Raw genomic sequence first — 19,259 nt, forward strand, 5'->3', positions numbered from 1 at the left:
ACAAACGTAATAAAAGTATATACTTCTCTAGTTCTTTATTAGAAACACATCCCTATTTTAGGTAATGCATGAAAATGTATTATTAAGCCTCTACTCCAATGTAAAAGTAATGTTTTTAGACGCATTAGTGCTTAATCCACGCACACGATAACAATGTGTACAAACGTAAAAAAGTAAACAACTTGTAACACACTTTGGGTGTTTTTCTACCCATTCTATTGGTATACATAGAATCAGTTATGTGGAAGTTCGTTTATTCAATTAAAAAGAAGGAGTTAGTTATGAAGAATACACTTTTAGCAAGTGCGCTGTTAGCATGCATAGGGAGCTTTGGAGCATTAGCATCAGAGCAAACTACACAGTCTGAAGATGGTGTACTGAAGTACGCTTACAATTTTGTTTATTTAAAATGTGAATCTGCATCTTGTAATGGGTTAATTACTCGCTGGCACCCCATGAAAGTCTACTACAAATCAATACCTGGTATACCACCCCATTCTGAGGCCCGACTGTACTGGAATAAAAATGTACCCGCAGATATTCCAGCAGGAAAAAGATTAGCTCACACAATCGGTGCCGAGTGCCCTGATGGCTCACATATGACCGCTAAATGGTTTTTAGATGGGGATTTCCAACCTGTCTCTGCAATAGCGACTGATTGTGATGGCGTAGAGCATACATACAGCGTACACGAGTTTCATTTTTAACCATTTGTGTACACTAAAAGAAACGCCTAGTTTTAAGACTAGGCGTATTCAATTCAGCCAGTGATAATACGCAGCATTCTGCGTAAGGGTTCCGCTGCGCCCCAAAGGAGTTGATCACCTACTGTAAAAGCACTGATATATTTGTCGCCCATCGATAGCTTTCTGATCCTGCCTATAGGAATATGCAACGACCCTGTCACATTAACAGGTGTCAGCTCTTGCTCTGTCACAGCCCGTTCATTCGGGATCACTCTCACCCATTCATTGTGCTCATCCAAAATCTTTTCAATTTCGCTGACTTCAATGTCCTCACGTAGCTTAATGGTGAGTGCCTGGGAATGACAACGCATCGCACCAATTCTGACACATAGGCCATCAACAGGAATTGGTTGCTTAATCGAGCCTAGTATTTTGTTTGCCTCGACCTCAGCTTTCCACTCCTCTTTACTCTGACCAGACTCCATAGGCACATCAATCCATGGAATAAGGCTGCCCGCTAGCGGTACACCAAACTGATCTTTAGGAAGTGAGTCGGATTTAAGTTTATCTGCAACCAACTTGTCTATTTCAAGGATAGCTGAGGACGGGTTCTCTAGCTGCGACTTAACACTGTCATGTATGTCACCCATTTGCGAGATTAATTCTCTCATGTTGCGTGCCCCAGCGCCTGAGGCCGCCTGATAAGTCATTGGGCTAACCCATTCAATCAAGTCTTTTTCGAACAAACCACCCAAAGCCAATAGCATCAAAGAAACTGTACAGTTGCCGCCGACAAATGTTTTAACGCCTTGCTCTAACCCTTGCTGAATAACATCGTTGTTGACGGGATCCAAAACAATGATGCTATCAGCCGACATACGAAGTGCTGATGCGGCATCAATCCAATACCCTTCCCAACCTGCATCACGCAATGGTTGATATACTTCCCTTGTATAGTCACCCCCTTGGCAAGACACAATAATATCCATTTTTTGCAAAGAAGGAATGTCAAAAGCATTATTGAGCGGTTTAGCTTCACCACCAAACGTAGGACCAAGTTGTCCAGCTTGAGAAGTTGTGAAGAAATGCGCGTTCAGATGAGCAAAATCACCTTCAGCTAACATACGCTCCATAAGAACAGAGCCAACCATGCCGCGCCAGCCAATAAATCCAACATTATTCATTACATTACCCTTATTTTGATTAAATTTCTCATTGCGTGAGGGGTACGTCTAGACGTCTAAAGTATCAGAATAAATCCACCAGCTCTAGTACTTTTTATCGCGAATTTTAAATCTCTACATCAAGTTCAATACTCGATGGTTAAGTGCGGCGTTATCAATTCAATTGTATTTGATACTTAACTACAGCGTTTTGCTCAAACAGTACAAAATACAGACATTGAATAATTGAATAGCTGTGGTAGGTAGGTGACAAAAAATTAAGCTAAATGCAAAAAGCACGTTTGTCGCCAAACCGGTACTTTTCTGGAGAATTAAAAAACCCCGCAATTAGCGGGGTTTGGATACAACATGTAAAGGTTGCGTCCGAGCTCGATGCTGCGCATCAAACTAGAACTCTGTACAGAAGAAATGTTTAATTAATGTTAACACAACTTCTAAAATCGGTAAGGATATGCGATAACCCTTTTGTGTTAGCTATTATGAGTCACTTTAATACTATTTTCAAGTAAAATTCTTTCATAAAATTGATCTAGGTTATAAAAAAAATCTAAATTTAATATATGTTTACGCTTACGTAAATGTCATATTTTTCACGTGAAAGTCTTTCTATTTATTAGCTTTTATTTTTCTCAATTTTAATGACGCGAACCAGCTTATTATATTTAAAGGATTTTTAAATATTTATACTAGAAATAATTGTGAATAATTAATTAATAATTGTTGGTTAATAAAAAAGCCGCTATAAAGCGGCTTTTTGTTAGCTGATATATTCAACAATTAGAATTCTATTGCAAAGTCTAAGCTAACTTGTTGCGCTGTCTCTTTTTGACGAATGAGCACATCGTTTTGCTCAACTTCAAAGTCTTGGTCTAGAAGATTTTTCACCTTAAAAGTGACCGTTGTGCTAAACGTTGGATAGTAGCTATAAACTAAATCCAGTGAGTTTATTGGTTGCTCGTAAGCATCATCAAACCCGTTAACACCAGCTGCTAAAATACGGTCTCCAAAGACGTTATAGATTACAGATGCCTGATGGTTACCATCATGAGAATCATAGTTTAGCTGCAAGTTAGCTACATATTCAGAATGGCCTGTCATACGACGTTTGAGATTGGTTAAATCACCACGTGCACTCTCAAGAATTTCAACCTCTGAATCACTCACTGTTAGGTTACCAGATGTGAAGAAAGCACCACCTAGGAAGTCAGAAGATAACTCCACTAACCATTCAGCTTCCACACCATACACATAGGCAGAATCGGCGTTCTCAAACTCAAGTGTAAAACGACCATCACGTTCGTTTAGCTGAGCTTCGATCGGTTTGTCGATGTCTTTATAGAAAGCACCTACAGAGAAGTTGTCACCGCTTTCAAAGTAGAATTCAACACGCACATCAAAATTATCTAAGTTACTTGACTCAAGCGTTGGATTACCTAACGTTCTGTAGTCAGTTAACGGATCTTGATATTGAACCGGCGTTAATTCACGAAGATCTGGTCTTACAATAGTCTGGCCCCAGCCCGCGCGAACTTGATAAGTTGGTTGGCTATAAGTCATCGACAATGAACCAAATGTATCGTCTTGCATTACCGTGGCTTCTTGAATTGCTTCTGCACTCAACTTGTCTTGAAGCAGCGCAGGATCAAAAGCAGAACGGGAGTAAGCAAGCGCTACTTGTCTAAAGTCTTCGTATCTCAGACCACCAGACAAACGCCAATCGTTTGCAAACACATAGTCAAAACTACCATAGTAAGCATCGATTTTCTGTGCTGCAATGTAGTCGTCGGCTGTTGGTTCCTGGAATTGGATTTCAATATCCGTATTATCTACTCGAGTATCATCTCTGAAGTAGCTACCAATACCCAGTGCTTCATTTCTATTTGTTGCAAGTGTTAATTCTTCAGACGGACCAAAACGATATTTGAAGAAATCAGTGCGGTATTCACGTGTTTTATCAACAAAGTAACCGCCGCCTTTAATTTCAACTTCAGATGAGTCAAAGTAAAACGCTTTAGATAGATTCCAACCGTAGTTTTCAACTTGGTCTTCCATGTCAACAAAGCGATATAGGAATGGGTCACCACCCAACGCACCACTTGTATAAGTCTCTGTGTAAACACCATCTGAATAACGATCCCTTGCGGTGATCTCTAACTCACTAGGGATATTAGTTGTCGCAGTTGAGTCTGTATATTGCCAGTCAAAACCTACACCTTTGATAAAGTCATACTCAATGTTGTGAGTACCACGAAACTGAACTACTTCTAGTTCACGTTCCTCAAAGGAAGTTAGATTTTTACGCTGAATTTCACCGGCAGCAATGCTTAGCGACTTAGAAGGCTCTTGGTAAAGCGAAATTGAAGCTTCGTCTTCTGTGTCTTTCAGTGTCATATAGCTTGCGTTTAAGTCATGACCGTCAAGTTTATAACCTAGGTTTAAAGACGTATTCAGCTTAACGTTCTTTTTAGTCGACTCTTTGTCGTTTCTAGACGAGTAACACTCTAAATCAGACTTACCGCAATCATCTGGGTTAACTTCTGTAGAAGAAAGTACCGCAGTATAGCCTTTACTATGACTCCACTCGTGATCGTATGCTGCAGAGAATAAAAACCCTAACGAACCACCAAAACCAAATACATCGTCAAAGCGGTCGCCGTAAACTAATTTTCCACCTACATCAGGGTCTAGGCTTTTTTCAACCATTCCAAAATCACGGTGCAGCGACTTGGTTAAGGTTTTATTTATCGCGATCGCATCATCTTGAGATATATCAGTACCACGAAGCTTAGACTCTACAGAGCGAATGTTTAGCACTGAAATATCTGAAACACCATTTACATAACGATTAAGTGCATCAGTCATGGCCTGAGGCATCGCTCTTAGGCCATCATCTTCACCCATCCAATCGTCGTCACTACCATTGTAAACAAAACCTTTGTCGTTGGTGTTTTTGTGTGCAACACCTACTTCAATCTTAATTACGCGATCATTCGGGATACTTTTTGTTCTGATATTTACATCACCACCACCAAATGCAGCAGGCATATCTGGTGAATATGCTTTTTGGACAGCAAGTGATTCGATGATGCTTGAAGGGAAGATATCAAGAGGTATAACGTTACGCGTTAAGTCTGGGCTTGGTACCTGAGCACCATTTAATCTCACACTTGAATATCGCTCACCAAGGCCACGAACATATATAAACTTATCGTTCACTAAGCTTAAGCCCGTTACACGGCGAAGCGCAGAAGCGGCATCACTATCACCCGTTCTTGAGATTTGCTCTGAACCCATGATATCAGCAACAAAAGCTTGATTTTTACGCTCTTCAATAACCGCGCTTGCACTTCCTTTTAGACGGCTACCTACAGCAACGACTTCTTCAATTTCTTGAGCAGTCTCCTCTGCCATTACACTTGCAGACAAAGGGCTCAAAAGAGAAAGCAAAGAAATGGTTATCAAATTTGTTTTGAACACTTTGATTGGTTTCATTTGTAATTCCTCTAAACCAAATATTTATTCACAAAGGGCGCTTTAAAGCGCCCATTAACTGTTTATTAGATATGGCTTAGATTATTGAGTACGCTTTACTGACTCAGCTACGAATTTAGCCCACTCAGTGTCAGTTTCGTCTTCACCTAGTGCACCGATGTAAGTTACGTCAGTGAAGAAAGAGTTGTCTTCGCTTAGCTTAGAAGACTCTACAGCTACGTTGTTACCATCTTTATCTTTGATAGTACCGTTAGTTGTAGCCATGTCTGCGCCAAGTACGTTTTCGAAGTTTGCAAAACCGATAAGCTGGTTACCGCCACCTGTGAACCACTGTGCGATGTCAAAGCTTGCTAGGTCACCTTGAAGTGGAGTATTGATATCTTCAAAGTTTTTAGCACATGCAAAGATTGAGCTGTGGAACTTAATGTCACCCGCTACAGCGTTAGCGTGGATACCAGCTGAGCTAGAAGCATCTTTCTCATTGTATAAATCGAAACAACCTGCACCGTCTTCAGTGCCTTTGCTTACAAATAACATGTTATGAAGTTGCGCTTTACCCCACTCTTTCATTTCCATGCCAGCGCCGTGACCACGAGGACCTTTAACACCGTTACTTACAACAGTTGCGTTAGCGATAGTTGGGTTCGAACCTGAAGTTGCACGGTCAGAACCTTCAGCTGATGTAGGGTCTTTCTTACCACCGTCAGTTTCGAAACCGTGGTTACCTTGATTAAGCGTTTGAACTAGGATGAACTGACCGTTACCTTTCCAACCTGTATCCCAGTCGATACCGTCATCCGCAGTATCTGTAACAACGATGTGCTTGATGTTAACTTGACCACCAAATAGCTCGATACCATCGTCGTAACCCTGGTGGATATGCACATACTCAACAGTTGTGCCTGAGCCAACTGCATTCAGCGTGATTGAGTTAAGCTCATCACCCTCTACACCGTTACCAGCGAATTTAACAACAACATGTTTTAGAGTACCACTATCATCAGTGTCATCATTACCACCGTAGTACGAAACAACACCTTCAGCAGCAACGTTACACATGCCCGTTTCTGCTTCAGTCTTAGAACATTCTACTGTTGTTGCCATACCGTTGATTTGAATGCCACCCCAGTCCTGCATTGCAGGCGTGGTAGAGTCGTCTTCATCAATTTCAAAAATTGAAGTGAATGTAATTGGCTTATCTACTTCACCAATCGCGTGAATGTTTGCACCACGAGCGATACGAACAAAGTTTTCAGCCTTAGTAAAGGCAATTGTTGCACCAGCTTCGATAGTCAATGTAGGGCCGTCCAGGTTTACAGAACCACCTTTTGAAGTATCAACATCTTTACCAATGAAAAGCGCGCCTTCAAAAATGTGTGCGCCATTATCTGGTAGTGCCTTGATAAGGAAAGAAGCATCAATGTCTTTTGCGTTGCTTGCGAAAGCTTGGCTGTACTTACAGTTTTTGCCGTCTTGCTCACCTTTGAACTCTGTACCGTCTAATGTATATGTAGCACAGTCAAGTGTAACTACTTTATCTGGATCAGGATCAGTACCCGTATCAGGGTTAGGAGTTGGGTTTGTTACATTATCTACAGAGTTATCAACTCGGTTATCGTTAGTAGTTGGGTTAACGTTGATATCGCCACCACAGCCAGCAAGTACAAGAGCAGAAGAAATTAAGCTTACTTTAAATAAACCAGAAAGGTTCATGTTGGTCTCCAAGAAATATAATTGTTATAACCGTATTTATTTATTGGAGCTAGGTTAGATTTAACGTGTTACAAATGGGTTACAGATTTTATAATTTAAAATGACAAATAGCATTATAATTAAAAATTTAATAATTATAAAAATAATAAAAGCCGCCCGAAGGCAGCTTTGGTGTTGCGAATATAAAATTATTTTATTATAAAGTTGCCTGTTTCAAACTTTCGTCATGCAACTTTTCTTTTTGTACATATTTAATCCACTGCCGTGCTAATTTTGCCGACTTTTTGTGTTTTTCAGCTTGTTCAAAAGCTAATATTGAAGCGTCAAAATTTTTCATATTATATTGTGCCATTCCAAGTGCAACATACGCATTAGATTCGAAACTCAAACTTCCTTTATCAAGTGCAACTCTAGCAGCATCAGCGGCATCATCATAGCTTTCCATGTTGATATAAACCTCTGCTAGACGTTGTTGAAAGTTTCCATGTTCAACCAGTTTGTCTGCTGCTTCGAAAAATTTAATTGACTTCTTGTCGTCCTTAGCTTGGACATATGCTTCGGCTATAAATGATAAATTCTTAGCTGAGCTTTCTATAATATTAGAATCTATACCAGATTTTAATGTTTGTGCAGCCTTAAAAGGTAAACCATTGTAAAGATAAACTTGAGACAACTGTAATATTTCAGTTTTAGTTTTAATAAAACCTCGCTGCTTGGCTGTTTCTAGTATTGCTAGTTGTTTTGATTCTTCACCTACTTCACCATACATACCGCCAAGCTGGATCCAATACTGAGGTTTATCAAATAACTTAACCATTTTTTCGATGGTTTGTATTACGTTCTCAGGCTGATTTAGAGAGTAATATAATGCTCGTTGTAAAACCAACCAGTTTTCTCTCGGCACCTCATTTTTAGACTCCGCCAAATCGATCGCACTATTTATATTTTCTAAGGCCTTCGCATAGTCTTTATTTTGATATAGAGCCTGTGCTTTTAGTGTATAAAAGTTACTCTTGATTGGTTGAGTATTTAACTTTTCCCAATCATCTAAATACCCAACTGTTCTAGCATAATCACCGTTTGCCATTGCCAATTGAGCTAAACTAAACGTTGTAGATAGTTTTAAAGACTCCGGGATTGCTTCTTCAGCAACCACCTTTTCAAAAGATGCAATTGCCTTAACAAGGTCATTTTCGTTGTAATAAATAAAGCCATAAAAATTATGCATCATGGCCACTTCATACGAGTTCATACTCGAGGCGCGCTCTTTAATGGAATCTAGAACCTCTAACCCTTCCTGAACGTTGCCTTCATCAGCTAATTTTTGGGCCCTTGCTAACTGGCTATATACTTTTTCACGTAGCGCAGGTACACGTTTTGTTTTGGTCTGTGCAAAAGCCGTTGCTATTGATACTTCTGGTGCCAGAGAAGTTAGCGTGACAGCCGCATTGACAGCCACCGCACTCACACTAAGCACAAGTAAATTCTTAATTACTTTCATAATTCAAACTCCTAATTCCACTATCCGTTAATTTGGAATGAAATTTTATTTTGAACGCCTGCAACTTCTACGGCTTCGCCATTTACTACACGAGGTTTATACTTAAACTTAAGTGCCGCTTCCAACGCAGCTCGGTCGAAAATATTTTCTGGCTCAGCCTGAAGCACTTTAGGATCACGCACAGTACCTTGCTTTGTCACCACAAATTCCACCAGTACATAGCCTTCAATCCCCCGAGACAGCGCACGGCGAGGGTAAACGGGAGCTACTTTTACGATTGGTAAATATTCACCATCACTGGACTCCAGAGCTAGGCCTCCCGCTAAATCAACGTCTGCATCAACATTGGCAGAAAAATCAAAGTTTGAAGCGCCTGCATCTAAGTTATTAGCCTGCATTTGAGGCGCATCCATGGGAGGTGGCGGCTCTTTCGGCGTAGGCGGCTTCTCTGGTTTTCTTTCCTTTTTCTGGACTGTTTCTTCTTTTTTCAATCTCACAAAATCAAGCACCTTGCCTTTTACTGGCTCAGAGGCAGTACCTTCACCGCCAGTGATCAACGCTTGCATTCCTAGAAATAAAAAAAATGTAACAACACCAGCAATCAATAACGCAACAATATAACGCATCGTTTTACCTTATGATTCTTGGGCGGCGATTGACACATCAAAGGCACCTGCAGCTCGTGACGCATCCATTACCTTGATTAATATCTCAGTAGTAGCTTTTTTATCAGCTTGAATTACTACACTACCTTGCGGATTTTCTGCTTTTAAACGTTCAATATTGGCCTGCACGGCACGAATGTCGATCTGACGTTTGTTAATCCAAATTTCACCCTTGTCAGAAATTGCTACTAAAATATTCGCTCTTTGCTTTTTAACTGCTGTTGCAGCCTCAGGGCGGTTGACGTCAATGCCTGCTTCTTTAACGAATGAAGCCGTTACGATGAAGAAGATAAGCATGATGAATACAACGTCCAACATTGGCGTCATGTTAATTTCTTCTGTTTCTTCTTCTTGAAAAACTTTTGCTAATGGAGCTCTCATTTTTACCTCAAATTCTTTAGTGATCTAACAGCAGCTTGTCTTCTAAAAGCTCTACTTCTCTTTTGGCTTTTCTTTGCAAATAGGTCGACGCAAATACACCAGAAAGCGCCGCTACCATACCCGCCATAGTCGGAATCGTTGCTTTAGATACGCCAGCAGCCATTGAACGCGCGCTACCAGATCCTGTTATTGCCATTACGTTAAATACTTCAATCATGCCTGTTACAGTACCTAGCAGACCAAGTAGTGGACACAGTGCCACCATAACGTTGATAAAAGGTAAGTTGGTATTCAATTCAATACCGGCTTTTGAAATCATTGCTTGACGGATTTGCTCTGCATTCCAGCTATTTCTTTCGCTGCGACCTTTCCAGCCATCAACAATTTGCTTTTTATAACTACGATATTTCCCAAAGAAATACATAAAGCGCTCCAAGATAAGCAACCACATGGCAAACGTGACCGCAGCAATGACCAGGAGAACCTGGCCACCCGTATCAAGGAACTCTTGTAGAGCAGTTATCGCATCTACTAGAAGTACCATGGATTACGCTCCCTTCTCGCTGCGCTCAGCGATGATTCCCGCACTTTGCTCTTGAAGAATCAGTAGTAGGTTGCGAGAGCGTGTATTTAGAATGGTGTATAAGAACACCGTCGGAATTGCTACCACAAGACCTAGTACTGTCGTAACGAGTGCTGTTGAGATACCACCAGCCATCAATTTAGGGTCGCCAGTACCAAAGAGTGTGATTGCTTGGAAAGTATTAATCATACCCGTTACTGTACCTAGGAGACCTAGGAGTGGTGCAACAACAGAGATGATTTTGATTAATGTTAGGTTGCGCGTGATTTTTGGCATCTCTCTCAAGATTGCTTCACTTAGTTTCAGCTCTAACGTGTCATAGGCAACATCAGGATACTGGTCTTTAACTTTCATTACGCGACCCAGTGGATTGTCATCTTTAGCAACCTTGTCTTTAAGTTGACGCTTGATTTTTGCACCCATTAGCATCAAAGAGACAAAACGCTCTAGTGCTATAAGTAACGCTAGCGCACCAACTGCTAAAATTACGTAACCAACAACGCCGCCTTGTTCAACTTGCTCTTTGGTATTTGGCGCTTGAACAAGTAGACCTAAAATAGAACCACCCGTTGGGTCTAAAGCAAAGTCGATCTTACCAGAAGCCGCTCCCTGTAAATCAGCTGCACTTTGTTGGAATCGTGCCACAGGCTGACGAGTTAACTCGGCGATTGTGTTTGTTTCAGGGCTATATGTTAGATATTTGCCATCTGCAATCAGGTTAAATGCCCCCACACGCAGTACTTCTTTACTCACTTTTGAGCCACCGTCCACAATAACTTCAGACGTGTAACGAGATACTTTGCCCTGCTCTGTCATCTCACGTTGCAGTTCAAACCATACTTTCTCGATATCTTCGATTGATGCCAATTTAGACGTGGAGCCCATTTTTTTGGCCATTTCATCCATCACGTCACTACGGTTTGCAAATTCTGCAGATACAACCGATGTTCTGAATTTTGAGCTTGCGTCGCCCGATGCTTGTTGAAGTACTCCAAACAACTCTTTGAGCGACCCCATTCTCTTTGAAAGTGTATCGCTTAAGTTGCCAAGCTTAATTTCGTTTTCTTCGAATTGCGTTTCCATTTGCTCTGAACGGCTCAATTGGTTGTTACGCTCAGACTTCAGCTCGTTAAGCATTCTTATTTGCTGGTTTTCTTGCGATTTGAATTGCGCTTCGCGTTGTTTATTTTCTTGCGTTTGGGCAACTTGACCAGCTTCTAACGTCTTAAGAAGAGAATCCAAGTCCATTGCTTTCTCAGCAAAAGCCGAACTAGATAGAGCAAATGCAGAAACGAACAGTGCTTTACGGCTAAATGATTTTAAAAAGCTCATTAGTTATACCTCTTATTGAGCAGCTTGGATTGGAAGAGTCAGCATATCTGGTGCGAGCTGTTTGCGAGCAATACGCACACCTTTGTTGATTTGGCTGATGTTAGTATTTGGCAACGCATCAAACTGTCTAGTATCTTTGTTCCAGCTACCCGCTTTTGCCGAGTCTTTTGTTACGTATAACAACTCAAGGCGTCCGATTCGTAGCATATCTACTTCACGCTCTTGACCATCAACGTTTAGAAGCGTTGTATATGCTTCAATTGTGCGTCCGTACTCGACTTCTACTTGATAAGCTTCAAGCACACGTCTGAATTTTTCACTTGAAGTGATATCAGCTCTGTCCATCATTGTTTTAAGCGAGGCAATACGATTCGCACGCTCAGCTTGTAAGAAAGGCACGTCAAGCTCTACAAATTGCTCAAGTCCGGTGATCATTCGAAGCATAAGCGGCGTGATCTGACGCTCAATAACTGACACTTGGTCCATAGAAGCATTGATTGCTGCCATTTCTTCAAGTTGGTTGTTAATTTGCTTATCTAATTGGTTGTTATAAACGACAAGGCCTTCGATTTCCTTGTTTAGCGTTCTGAATTGCTGCAGACGAGACTGCATATTATCTGAGATCGCATCGATCTTATTTTGAGAAGTTAGCGCTGATTTATTGATTTCAGAGCTAGAGTCTATTACTTGATTGAGATCGTTTGCCTGCGCACTGCTTGCTACTGCAAACGCGCCCGCTAAAAGCAATTGGTTAACGCACTTCATCTCACACACCCTTTATAATATTTGCTTGTTCCAATTTTGAAGTGTGTGCAGTTTAATTACGAAAAATGACAACCGTGTTGCGCGTTCAATACAGTAATGTGACAGCTGTAATATTATTTTAAAGGTGGGTTTATTCGATATATTTAAATATTAAAAAGGGCTGTTAAAATGCAGCCCTTTGTTTATTTATACTTTAAATTTACTCATCATGTTTTCGAGTTCATCAAATTGCAATTTTAAAGTTTTGCATTCGTCGAGTGTTTGTTTAAGGCTTGTACTACCCTGTACACAGAGATCGCTAATACCGTGAATGTCACTATCCAATGACTGGATAACTGTGTTTTGCTCCTGTGTCGCATTTGCTACCGCATCGTTCATGCCGTCAATAGACTCAATAGCGTGAGACACTTCTTGCATTTTAGTGCCCGCCGACTGCGCTTTTTCAGCGCTTGCACTTGAGTCCTCGATACTTAATTTCATCACCGATACCGCAGATGCGGATCCCTGTTGTAATTCAGCAATGGTATTTTCGATTTCTTGCGTTGACTCTTGGGTACGCTGAGCAAGTTGCCTTACCTCGTCAGCAACAACCGCAAAGCCTCGACCAGCTTCCCCGGCTCTGGCAGCCTCGATGGCCGCATTAAGAGCCAGTAAGTTAGTTTGTTCACTGACGCCTTTAATAACCTCAAGAACCTGACCAATGCTCGCAGTCAATCTATCTAGGCCATCGATAGTAGATTGTGCTTCTTGCATTTTAGAGCTGAGTGCACCAATCTCTTCAATATTTGAGTTTAGTGCCGTTTGGCTTTCATCAGACAGGTTATTGGCTCCTGTCGCAAGTTCTGATGCATGTTTTGCATTATTTGAGATTTCTATTGCACTAGAAGAAAGTTGATTTATCGCTGTTGCGACATTGTCTGTCCTTTTTGTTTGTTCGGTATAGATGTCTAACGCATCTTGCGTTTGACTCTGTAACCCTTCCATAACTTGTTCAAGCGCAAATGTAGTATCTTTAACTTTTGAGATGCTTTGATGGATCTTTTCAACAAATAGATTGAAGTAGTTAGACAGCTCGCCAAACTCATCTTTGTTCTCTACGACCAACCTGCGAGTAAGGTCCCCTTCACCTTGCGCAATATCTTTAATTGCCTCATTTAAGTGATTCATTGGCCTCATCAGATATTTGAGTAATAACTGCATCATCACAACAATCACCACAACACCCATTAGCATATAAATGAGGGCCATATTTCTAAATGACGAAATAGATGAATAGGCGATTTCTTTATCTATGACAACACCTAAGTACCAATCAACATTTTTAATTCCATGCATTTTGACAAATGAGACGAGTTTTTCAGTCTCGTCTATTTCTAACTCAACGAACTCCTCTTGTAGCGTTAACTTTTGGCCAAATAAGCTTTGCATGTTCTTATCGTTAAGTTGGGTATTTGGGTGACTTAAAATACGGCCGTCACCGTCAATTAAAAAACCATAGCCGAATCCTAAGAAATCAATTTCATTTATGATTTCTGTAATGGTGGCCATGTCGATGTCTCCACCTGTCGCACCAGCTAATTGACCATTGTGATAAATAGGCACAACTGCCGTGATGGTCAATTCGTTCGTCGTAGCATCAGTATAAGGAGAGGTAAAAGCGGTATCCCTTTTTTGCATAGCCAGCTGATACCAAGGTCGTGTTGTTGCATCAAAATCGCTAGGCAAGTTTATCGTCGGGTCGTTTAAGACAAAACGTCCATTGGGTGTGCCTATAAATGTATTTTTAAAATGGCCCGCATTTGCTGCTGTTTGTAACCTTCTTCGAACCTCTTCTTCACTATCAGCTCTTTGATGACCCTCTGCGACGGACTGAACAATATCTAGCCGGTCATTTAGCCAGTTCGCAATATTTTGCGATACGGACTCTGAGATTTCTTGTAAAACGAGTGTAAGTTGATCCTGCGTCTGCGAACGCATCAAGACAAAATTATTTACGGTGAACAGGCTCAAAACGATGACCAGAACTACCGAAGCTGCGAGAGTGATTTTGGTGGTAAATTTGAATGCGCTAAACATGCAGATCCTGTTTTTCTTATGTACTACTGACTAGTTTGTATCAAATATTAAAAGCTTTGTCCCACCTTATCGGCAGTTTTTATGTAAATATTATAAATTTATTGAATTATTTTTAATGGGTACGAAAAAAGGCAAGTAAAACTTGCCTTTAGTATAGTCAAAAAGAACTAAAATTAGAGTGATTTTTGATAGTTAGACCAAGCGATGTCGAGGTTAATGTTCTTCGCTTTTGAAAAACTCCCCCAACTCCACTTTTTCTTATCATGAGGATCTAATTGGGCATTTAGTTCAACCAACAAATCAGGGTGATGATTAGACTCTAACCAGTGCAGAAAAAAAGCCGTCGTTTTATATCCACTATCATAATTACCGCCATGTTTACGACTGGAAAAATCAACATAACCACCTTTCATCCTAACCACATCGGCTATCCCCTCAATCACAGGGCCAATCTCTTTATAATTGTGGTCATCCAGCTGGTAAGCATGGGCAATCTCATGATATAAAATGCCGATAAGTTCGTCATAAACCGCTTGAGGCGAATGAGTTTGCATGTACTTGTTTAGGTATTGTGCACTGATATGGATTTTAGCGCCTGAAAAGTCCCCTTCCTTATAAGCAACTCCATCCATATCTTCCAACACGATTTCTAATAATGGCAGCTTGGGCGCTTTGTGTTCCTCTTTATAGAGAATTCGAGCCACATTATACGAAATCTGTTTAATCAAATTGACATCAATATGCTGCCATACAGCTACCTGCTCTTGGCTAAAGTAACGTATTTGTACATTTGGTAACTCAAACGCCAACCAATTAATATCCCCATTAAACTGTAGCGGTTTAATCTCGGTGCTAATCTCTTCAGTTATGGCCACTGCACTGTGAGCCATTAAGCTCACAGTTGCTGCAAATGCCAAAGTTACAGCTTTTGCTTTCATCTTATTTGTACTCAGACAGTGAAGGTGGACGAGCAGTATGTGTGCTTCCCCAGGCTTTGTTAGGTTTGTCACCCATCACGTACTTTAATTCACCGCCCGCCATAATATCGGCATGTGTCAGGTAATTTCGCTCTAGCGGCTTACCATTTAAGCTTACGGACTGAATGTACTTATGCGTTTTGCTCAGGCCTTTTGCCGTCGTAGTGAACTTCTTACCATTGGCAAGTTTGATCGTTACTTTTGGTGTTTGAGGCGCACCAATTGCGTATGATAAGTCACCAGGAGAGACCGGATAAAAGCCCATCGCCGAGAAAATATACCAAGCAGACATTTGACCTACATCGTCGTTGCCCGCAAGTCCATCAGGCTTATCTGAGCTCAGTGTATCCATGATTTGACGGATTCGCTCTTGAGTACGCCATGGTTTACCAGCATAGTTATACAGGTACGCAATATGATGACTTGGCTCATTACCGTGTGCATAGTTGCCAATAAGGCCAGCAATATCTTCATGTTCTTTGATCATATCGGCAGATAGCGGAGTGTCGAATAAATCATCTAAGCGCTTTTCAAACGCGTCATCACCCCCCATCAACTCAATTAATCCAGCGACATCCTGCGGTACATAGAAGCTGTATTGCATGGAGTTACCTTCAGTAAATGGACCCATATATTTTGCTTCATATGCATTAAAATCTTTATTCCAGTTACCTTTAGTATCTCTACCACGCATAAAACCAGTTTGCGGGTCAAAGACATTTTTATAGCTCATTGCACGGGCATAATATTCTTGGGCTAGTTTTGTTTTACCCATCGATTCGAACATACGCGCGATTGCATAATCGTTGTAAGCATATTCCAGCGTGATAGAAACTGACTCCGGCAACACATCCATAGGTACATAACCATACTTTTTATACTCTGGAATAGCATCGTAAACCGGGTTGTTTGCCGTACTTTGAATCGCTTCGACAGCCAACTCAATATCGTAGTCTCTGATACCTTTTAAGTATGCATCAGCGATGACAGACACCGCGTGATACCCGATCATCGTCCAAGTTTCATGCGCATGGAAAGACCAGATGGGTAGCATTTTTTCGTAACTTTGTTGATAGTGAACAAGCATTGACTGGATCATGCCAGAGACACGATCTGGGTCGATATAGGTCAGTAGAGGGTGTAATGCACGATAAGTATCCCACAGTGAAAATAGTGTGTAGTGTTCAAAGTCTTTGCCATCATGAATTTCACCATCCACACCACGATATTGGCCATTTACATCTTGATAAATGCTTGGCGCTTGCAGTGCATGATAAAGCGCAGTGTAAAACTGGCGTTTTTCTGAACGTGTGCCTTCAACGTCAACTTTGTCTAAGTATTTTGCCCAATCTTGTTTCGCTTGCGCTCTGACTTTTTCAAAATCCCAATGAGGAATTTCAGTATTAAGATTCTCTAGCGCATTAGAGCGGCTAACAGCCGATAGGCCGACTTTCATATATACGGGCTTTTTACTTACGCCCTTAAATGACGCCACAAATTTAACTGCTTTGCCCGCTGTCATCTTAACTGCTGAGTTTTCAATAGTTGAATGCTTTTGTTTACTATCAAGGCAATTCATACATCTATATCGCATGTTGTCTTGATTGATAAACTGGTAGTCATCAATTGGCTGTGAAAATTGGATAGCGAAGTACATTTGTCTATTGCGTGCCCAACCGTTCGTTGCCCTGTACGCCACTAATGTTCTGTCATCAACCTTGCGGATATCGCTCCATATTACTTTATTTTCAAAATTATAAATGGCGCTCGTCAGGTCAAACAGAATATGCCCATGATCTGCACTATTAAACGTGTACTTGTGCATTCCAACACGCGTCGTTGTCGTTAATTCAGCCGTCACGTCATAGTCTTGCAATTCAACACCGTAGTATCCAGGCTCAGCCCACTCTTTATCGTGTGAAAACCTTGAACGATATCCCGAATCAGGGTTTTCGGCAGTGCCCGCGTCCAACTTAACTTCACCCGTCATAGGCATGACGAGTAAATCACCAAGATCTGAATGACCGGTACCAGAAAAGTGTGTATGCGAAAAGCCGACAATTGTCTCATCATCATAATGATAGCCAGCGCAACGTTTATATATTTCTGGTTGCGGTGAAACGCCTCGCATAGGGTTATCTGTGTCAGGGCTTAGCTGAACCATACCAAATGGAACTACAGCACCTGGAAATGTGTGTCCATCCCCACCTGTACCAATAAACGTATCTACCCACTGAGTGTTTGATTCGCGTGCTTCACTTACCGCTGAAAGCCCGGTAAGTGACACCATAGCTGCGGCCCAAATTGAGCGATGCATGTGCCTCTCCTTTATTGTAAATTATGTTTGGATCGTTCCAAGTGGTTTTAATATACAACGTCTATGAATACGTATTCAATAGTATTGAGATAGAAATTTATAAATTTAAGACAAAAAAGGCAAGCCAACGCTTGCCTTATATTCAGTGAGAGGTTGATTTAGGCGACTTTGTCTTGCCACTGTTTTGATAGCTTCACTACATTAAGGCCATACCATGCGATGAACACATAACATACCAAAGGAACCAAGAAGCTGATTTGAATATTCATGCTGTCAGCTATAACCCCCTGAAGTAAAGGAATAATTGCGCCACCTACGATTGCCAAACACAGCCAGCCAGAACCTTTACTTGTTAAAGAACCTAAACCTTCGATTGCGATTGTAAAAATAGTTGGAAACATGATTGAGTTAAATAAACCAATGGCTAATACAGAGACCATCGCAATATTGCCATCTGTTGACATCGTCATAACCAGTAAGAGCATTACGCTAATCGCGTTAAATACCAAGGCTTTAGAAGGTGCAATCACTTTCAATGCCTGAGAACCAATAAAGCGGCCAACCATGGCTCCACCCCAATAGTAACCAAGCAATTTGGCAGCTGTTGGGGCATCGATACCACCAATGTGCTCTTCAGCAAAATAATTCACAATAAAGCTACCAATAGATACTTCAGCACCCACATAACAGAAAATTGCTACAACGCCCATCATTAGGTGAGGTGCTTCTTTCAGGTTATGACCTTTAGCTTTACAGTCTCGCTCTTCTGTATGTTCAGCAATCGTCGGAAGCTTTAAAAAAGCGAATACCACCGCAATTGCCACCAATACTGCTGCAATAACCAAATACGGTACTTTAACAGAGTCGGCACTCGCCGCTTCGACAGCCATTGCGCCACCGGCACCAAACAGTAACATACCGCCAGCAATTGGGCCCAATGTCGTCCCTAAAGAATTAAGTGCTTGAGCGAGATTTAAGCGACTTGAAGCTGTTTTAGGCGTGCCAAGCGCTGCAACATATGGGTTTGCAGACACTTGTAAGATAACAATCCCTGAGGCCATAACAAAAAGCGCCGTTAAAAAGATCCAATACTGATGAACAATCACCGCTGGATAGAATAATAAGCAGCCAAATGCCGCAACAAGTAATCCAATAATGATACCTTTTTGGTACCCAAATCGTTTTACGAGATTACCTGCAGGCAAAGAAACAACAAAGTATGCAATGAAAAAACAAAATTGAATTAACATCGCCTCGGTGTAGTTTAGGTCAAAGACGCTTTTTAACCTAGGAATTAAAACGTCATTAAAAACAGTGATAAAGCCCCATAAAAAAAACAGGGTTGTCATTGCTGCTAGCGGGAAAAAATAGTTTTTTTCGTTGTTCTGCGCGCCTGCAACAAAAGTTTGATTCGTGTTGATTTCACTCACTCAGGTTACTCCATGTTAAGGGATGTAATGATTCTACACATTGTTACAAGAAAATCACAAATGTTTTATTGGATCGTTCCATTATTTTTTTTAAGATGCTAGAGTAACTAGATAAATGAGAAAATACAGGTTAGTAAACTTTTTGAAATGCTAAAAT

At 41.0% G+C, this 19,259-nt stretch carries 14 protein-coding genes; 1 reads left to right on the plus strand and 13 read right to left on the minus strand.

Annotated features, from left to right (window positions below):
• The first annotated feature begins 281 nt into the window (after nucleotides 1-281).
• Nucleotides 282-707, plus strand: coding sequence for a hypothetical protein (locus N480_RS02715; RefSeq protein WP_063370995.1), 426 nt, complete (start codon nucleotides 282-284; stop codon nucleotides 705-707).
• Between the two features lie 53 nt (nucleotides 708-760).
• On the opposite strand, the gene asd is transcribed toward N480_RS02715, so the two are convergent.
• The 13 genes from asd to N480_RS02780 form a co-directional block, all read right to left on the minus strand.
• Nucleotides 761-1,870, minus strand: coding sequence for an aspartate-semialdehyde dehydrogenase (gene asd, locus N480_RS02720; protein WP_063370996.1), 1,110 nt, complete (start codon nucleotides 1,868-1,870; stop codon nucleotides 761-763).
• Nucleotides 1,871-2,647: 777 nt separating this feature from the next.
• Nucleotides 2,648-5,362 carry a TonB-dependent receptor plug domain-containing protein gene (locus tag N480_RS02725; protein ID WP_063370997.1) on the minus strand — a complete coding sequence of 905 codons (2,715 nt, stop codon included), beginning with the start codon at nucleotides 5,360-5,362 and terminating at the stop codon, nucleotides 2,648-2,650.
• A gap of 81 nt (nucleotides 5,363-5,443) precedes the next feature.
• A complete protein-coding gene (locus N480_RS02730) occupies nucleotides 5,444-7,075 on the minus strand; it encodes a hypothetical protein (protein ID WP_063370998.1) in 1,632 nt (543 codons plus the stop codon).
• Nucleotides 7,076-7,271: 196 nt separating this feature from the next.
• Nucleotides 7,272-8,576 carry a tetratricopeptide repeat protein gene (locus tag N480_RS02735; protein ID WP_063370999.1) on the minus strand — a complete coding sequence of 435 codons (1,305 nt, stop codon included), beginning with the start codon at nucleotides 8,574-8,576 and terminating at the stop codon, nucleotides 7,272-7,274.
• 20 nt (nucleotides 8,577-8,596) lie between these two features.
• Nucleotides 8,597-9,202, minus strand: coding sequence for an energy transducer TonB (locus N480_RS02740; protein ID WP_063371000.1), 606 nt, complete (start codon nucleotides 9,200-9,202; stop codon nucleotides 8,597-8,599).
• Between the two features lie 9 nt (nucleotides 9,203-9,211).
• The gene (locus tag N480_RS02745) at nucleotides 9,212-9,622 is read right to left on the minus strand and encodes an ExbD/TolR family protein (protein ID WP_039610430.1); all 411 of its coding nucleotides are present in this window, start codon (nucleotides 9,620-9,622) and stop codon (nucleotides 9,212-9,214) included.
• A gap of 16 nt (nucleotides 9,623-9,638) precedes the next feature.
• Complete coding sequence (locus tag N480_RS02750; RefSeq protein ID WP_063371001.1) at nucleotides 9,639-10,166, minus strand: MotA/TolQ/ExbB proton channel family protein; 528 nt, start codon at nucleotides 10,164-10,166, stop codon at nucleotides 9,639-9,641.
• A 3-nt stretch (nucleotides 10,167-10,169) separates the two neighbouring features.
• On the minus strand, nucleotides 10,170-11,537 hold the full coding sequence (locus N480_RS02755; protein ID WP_063371002.1) for a MotA/TolQ/ExbB proton channel family protein: 1,368 nt from the start codon (nucleotides 11,535-11,537) through the stop codon (nucleotides 10,170-10,172).
• A gap of 12 nt (nucleotides 11,538-11,549) precedes the next feature.
• The gene (locus tag N480_RS02760) at nucleotides 11,550-12,302 is read right to left on the minus strand and encodes a DUF3450 domain-containing protein (RefSeq protein ID WP_063371003.1); all 753 of its coding nucleotides are present in this window, start codon (nucleotides 12,300-12,302) and stop codon (nucleotides 11,550-11,552) included.
• 186 nt (nucleotides 12,303-12,488) lie between these two features.
• Nucleotides 12,489-14,378, minus strand: coding sequence for a methyl-accepting chemotaxis protein (locus tag N480_RS02765; RefSeq protein WP_063371004.1), 1,890 nt, complete (start codon nucleotides 14,376-14,378; stop codon nucleotides 12,489-12,491).
• A gap of 173 nt (nucleotides 14,379-14,551) precedes the next feature.
• Nucleotides 14,552-15,316 carry a basic secretory protein-like protein gene (locus N480_RS02770; RefSeq protein WP_063371005.1) on the minus strand — a complete coding sequence of 255 codons (765 nt, stop codon included), beginning with the start codon at nucleotides 15,314-15,316 and terminating at the stop codon, nucleotides 14,552-14,554.
• A 1-nt stretch (nucleotide 15,317) separates the two neighbouring features.
• Nucleotides 15,318-17,672: a GH92 family glycosyl hydrolase gene (locus N480_RS02775; RefSeq protein ID WP_063371006.1), complete on the minus strand. Its 2,355-nt coding sequence runs from the start codon at nucleotides 17,670-17,672 to the stop codon at nucleotides 15,318-15,320.
• 158 nt (nucleotides 17,673-17,830) lie between these two features.
• Entirely contained in the window at nucleotides 17,831-19,102 is a 1,272-nt protein-coding gene (locus tag N480_RS02780) for a sugar MFS transporter (RefSeq protein WP_063371007.1), read from the minus strand.
• Nucleotides 19,103-19,259: the final 157 nt, after the last annotated feature.

Origin of the sequence: Pseudoalteromonas luteoviolacea S2607 (assembly GCF_001625575.1) — a bacterium.
GTDB classification, from domain to species: Bacteria; Pseudomonadota; Gammaproteobacteria; order Enterobacterales; family Alteromonadaceae; genus Pseudoalteromonas; species Pseudoalteromonas luteoviolacea_E.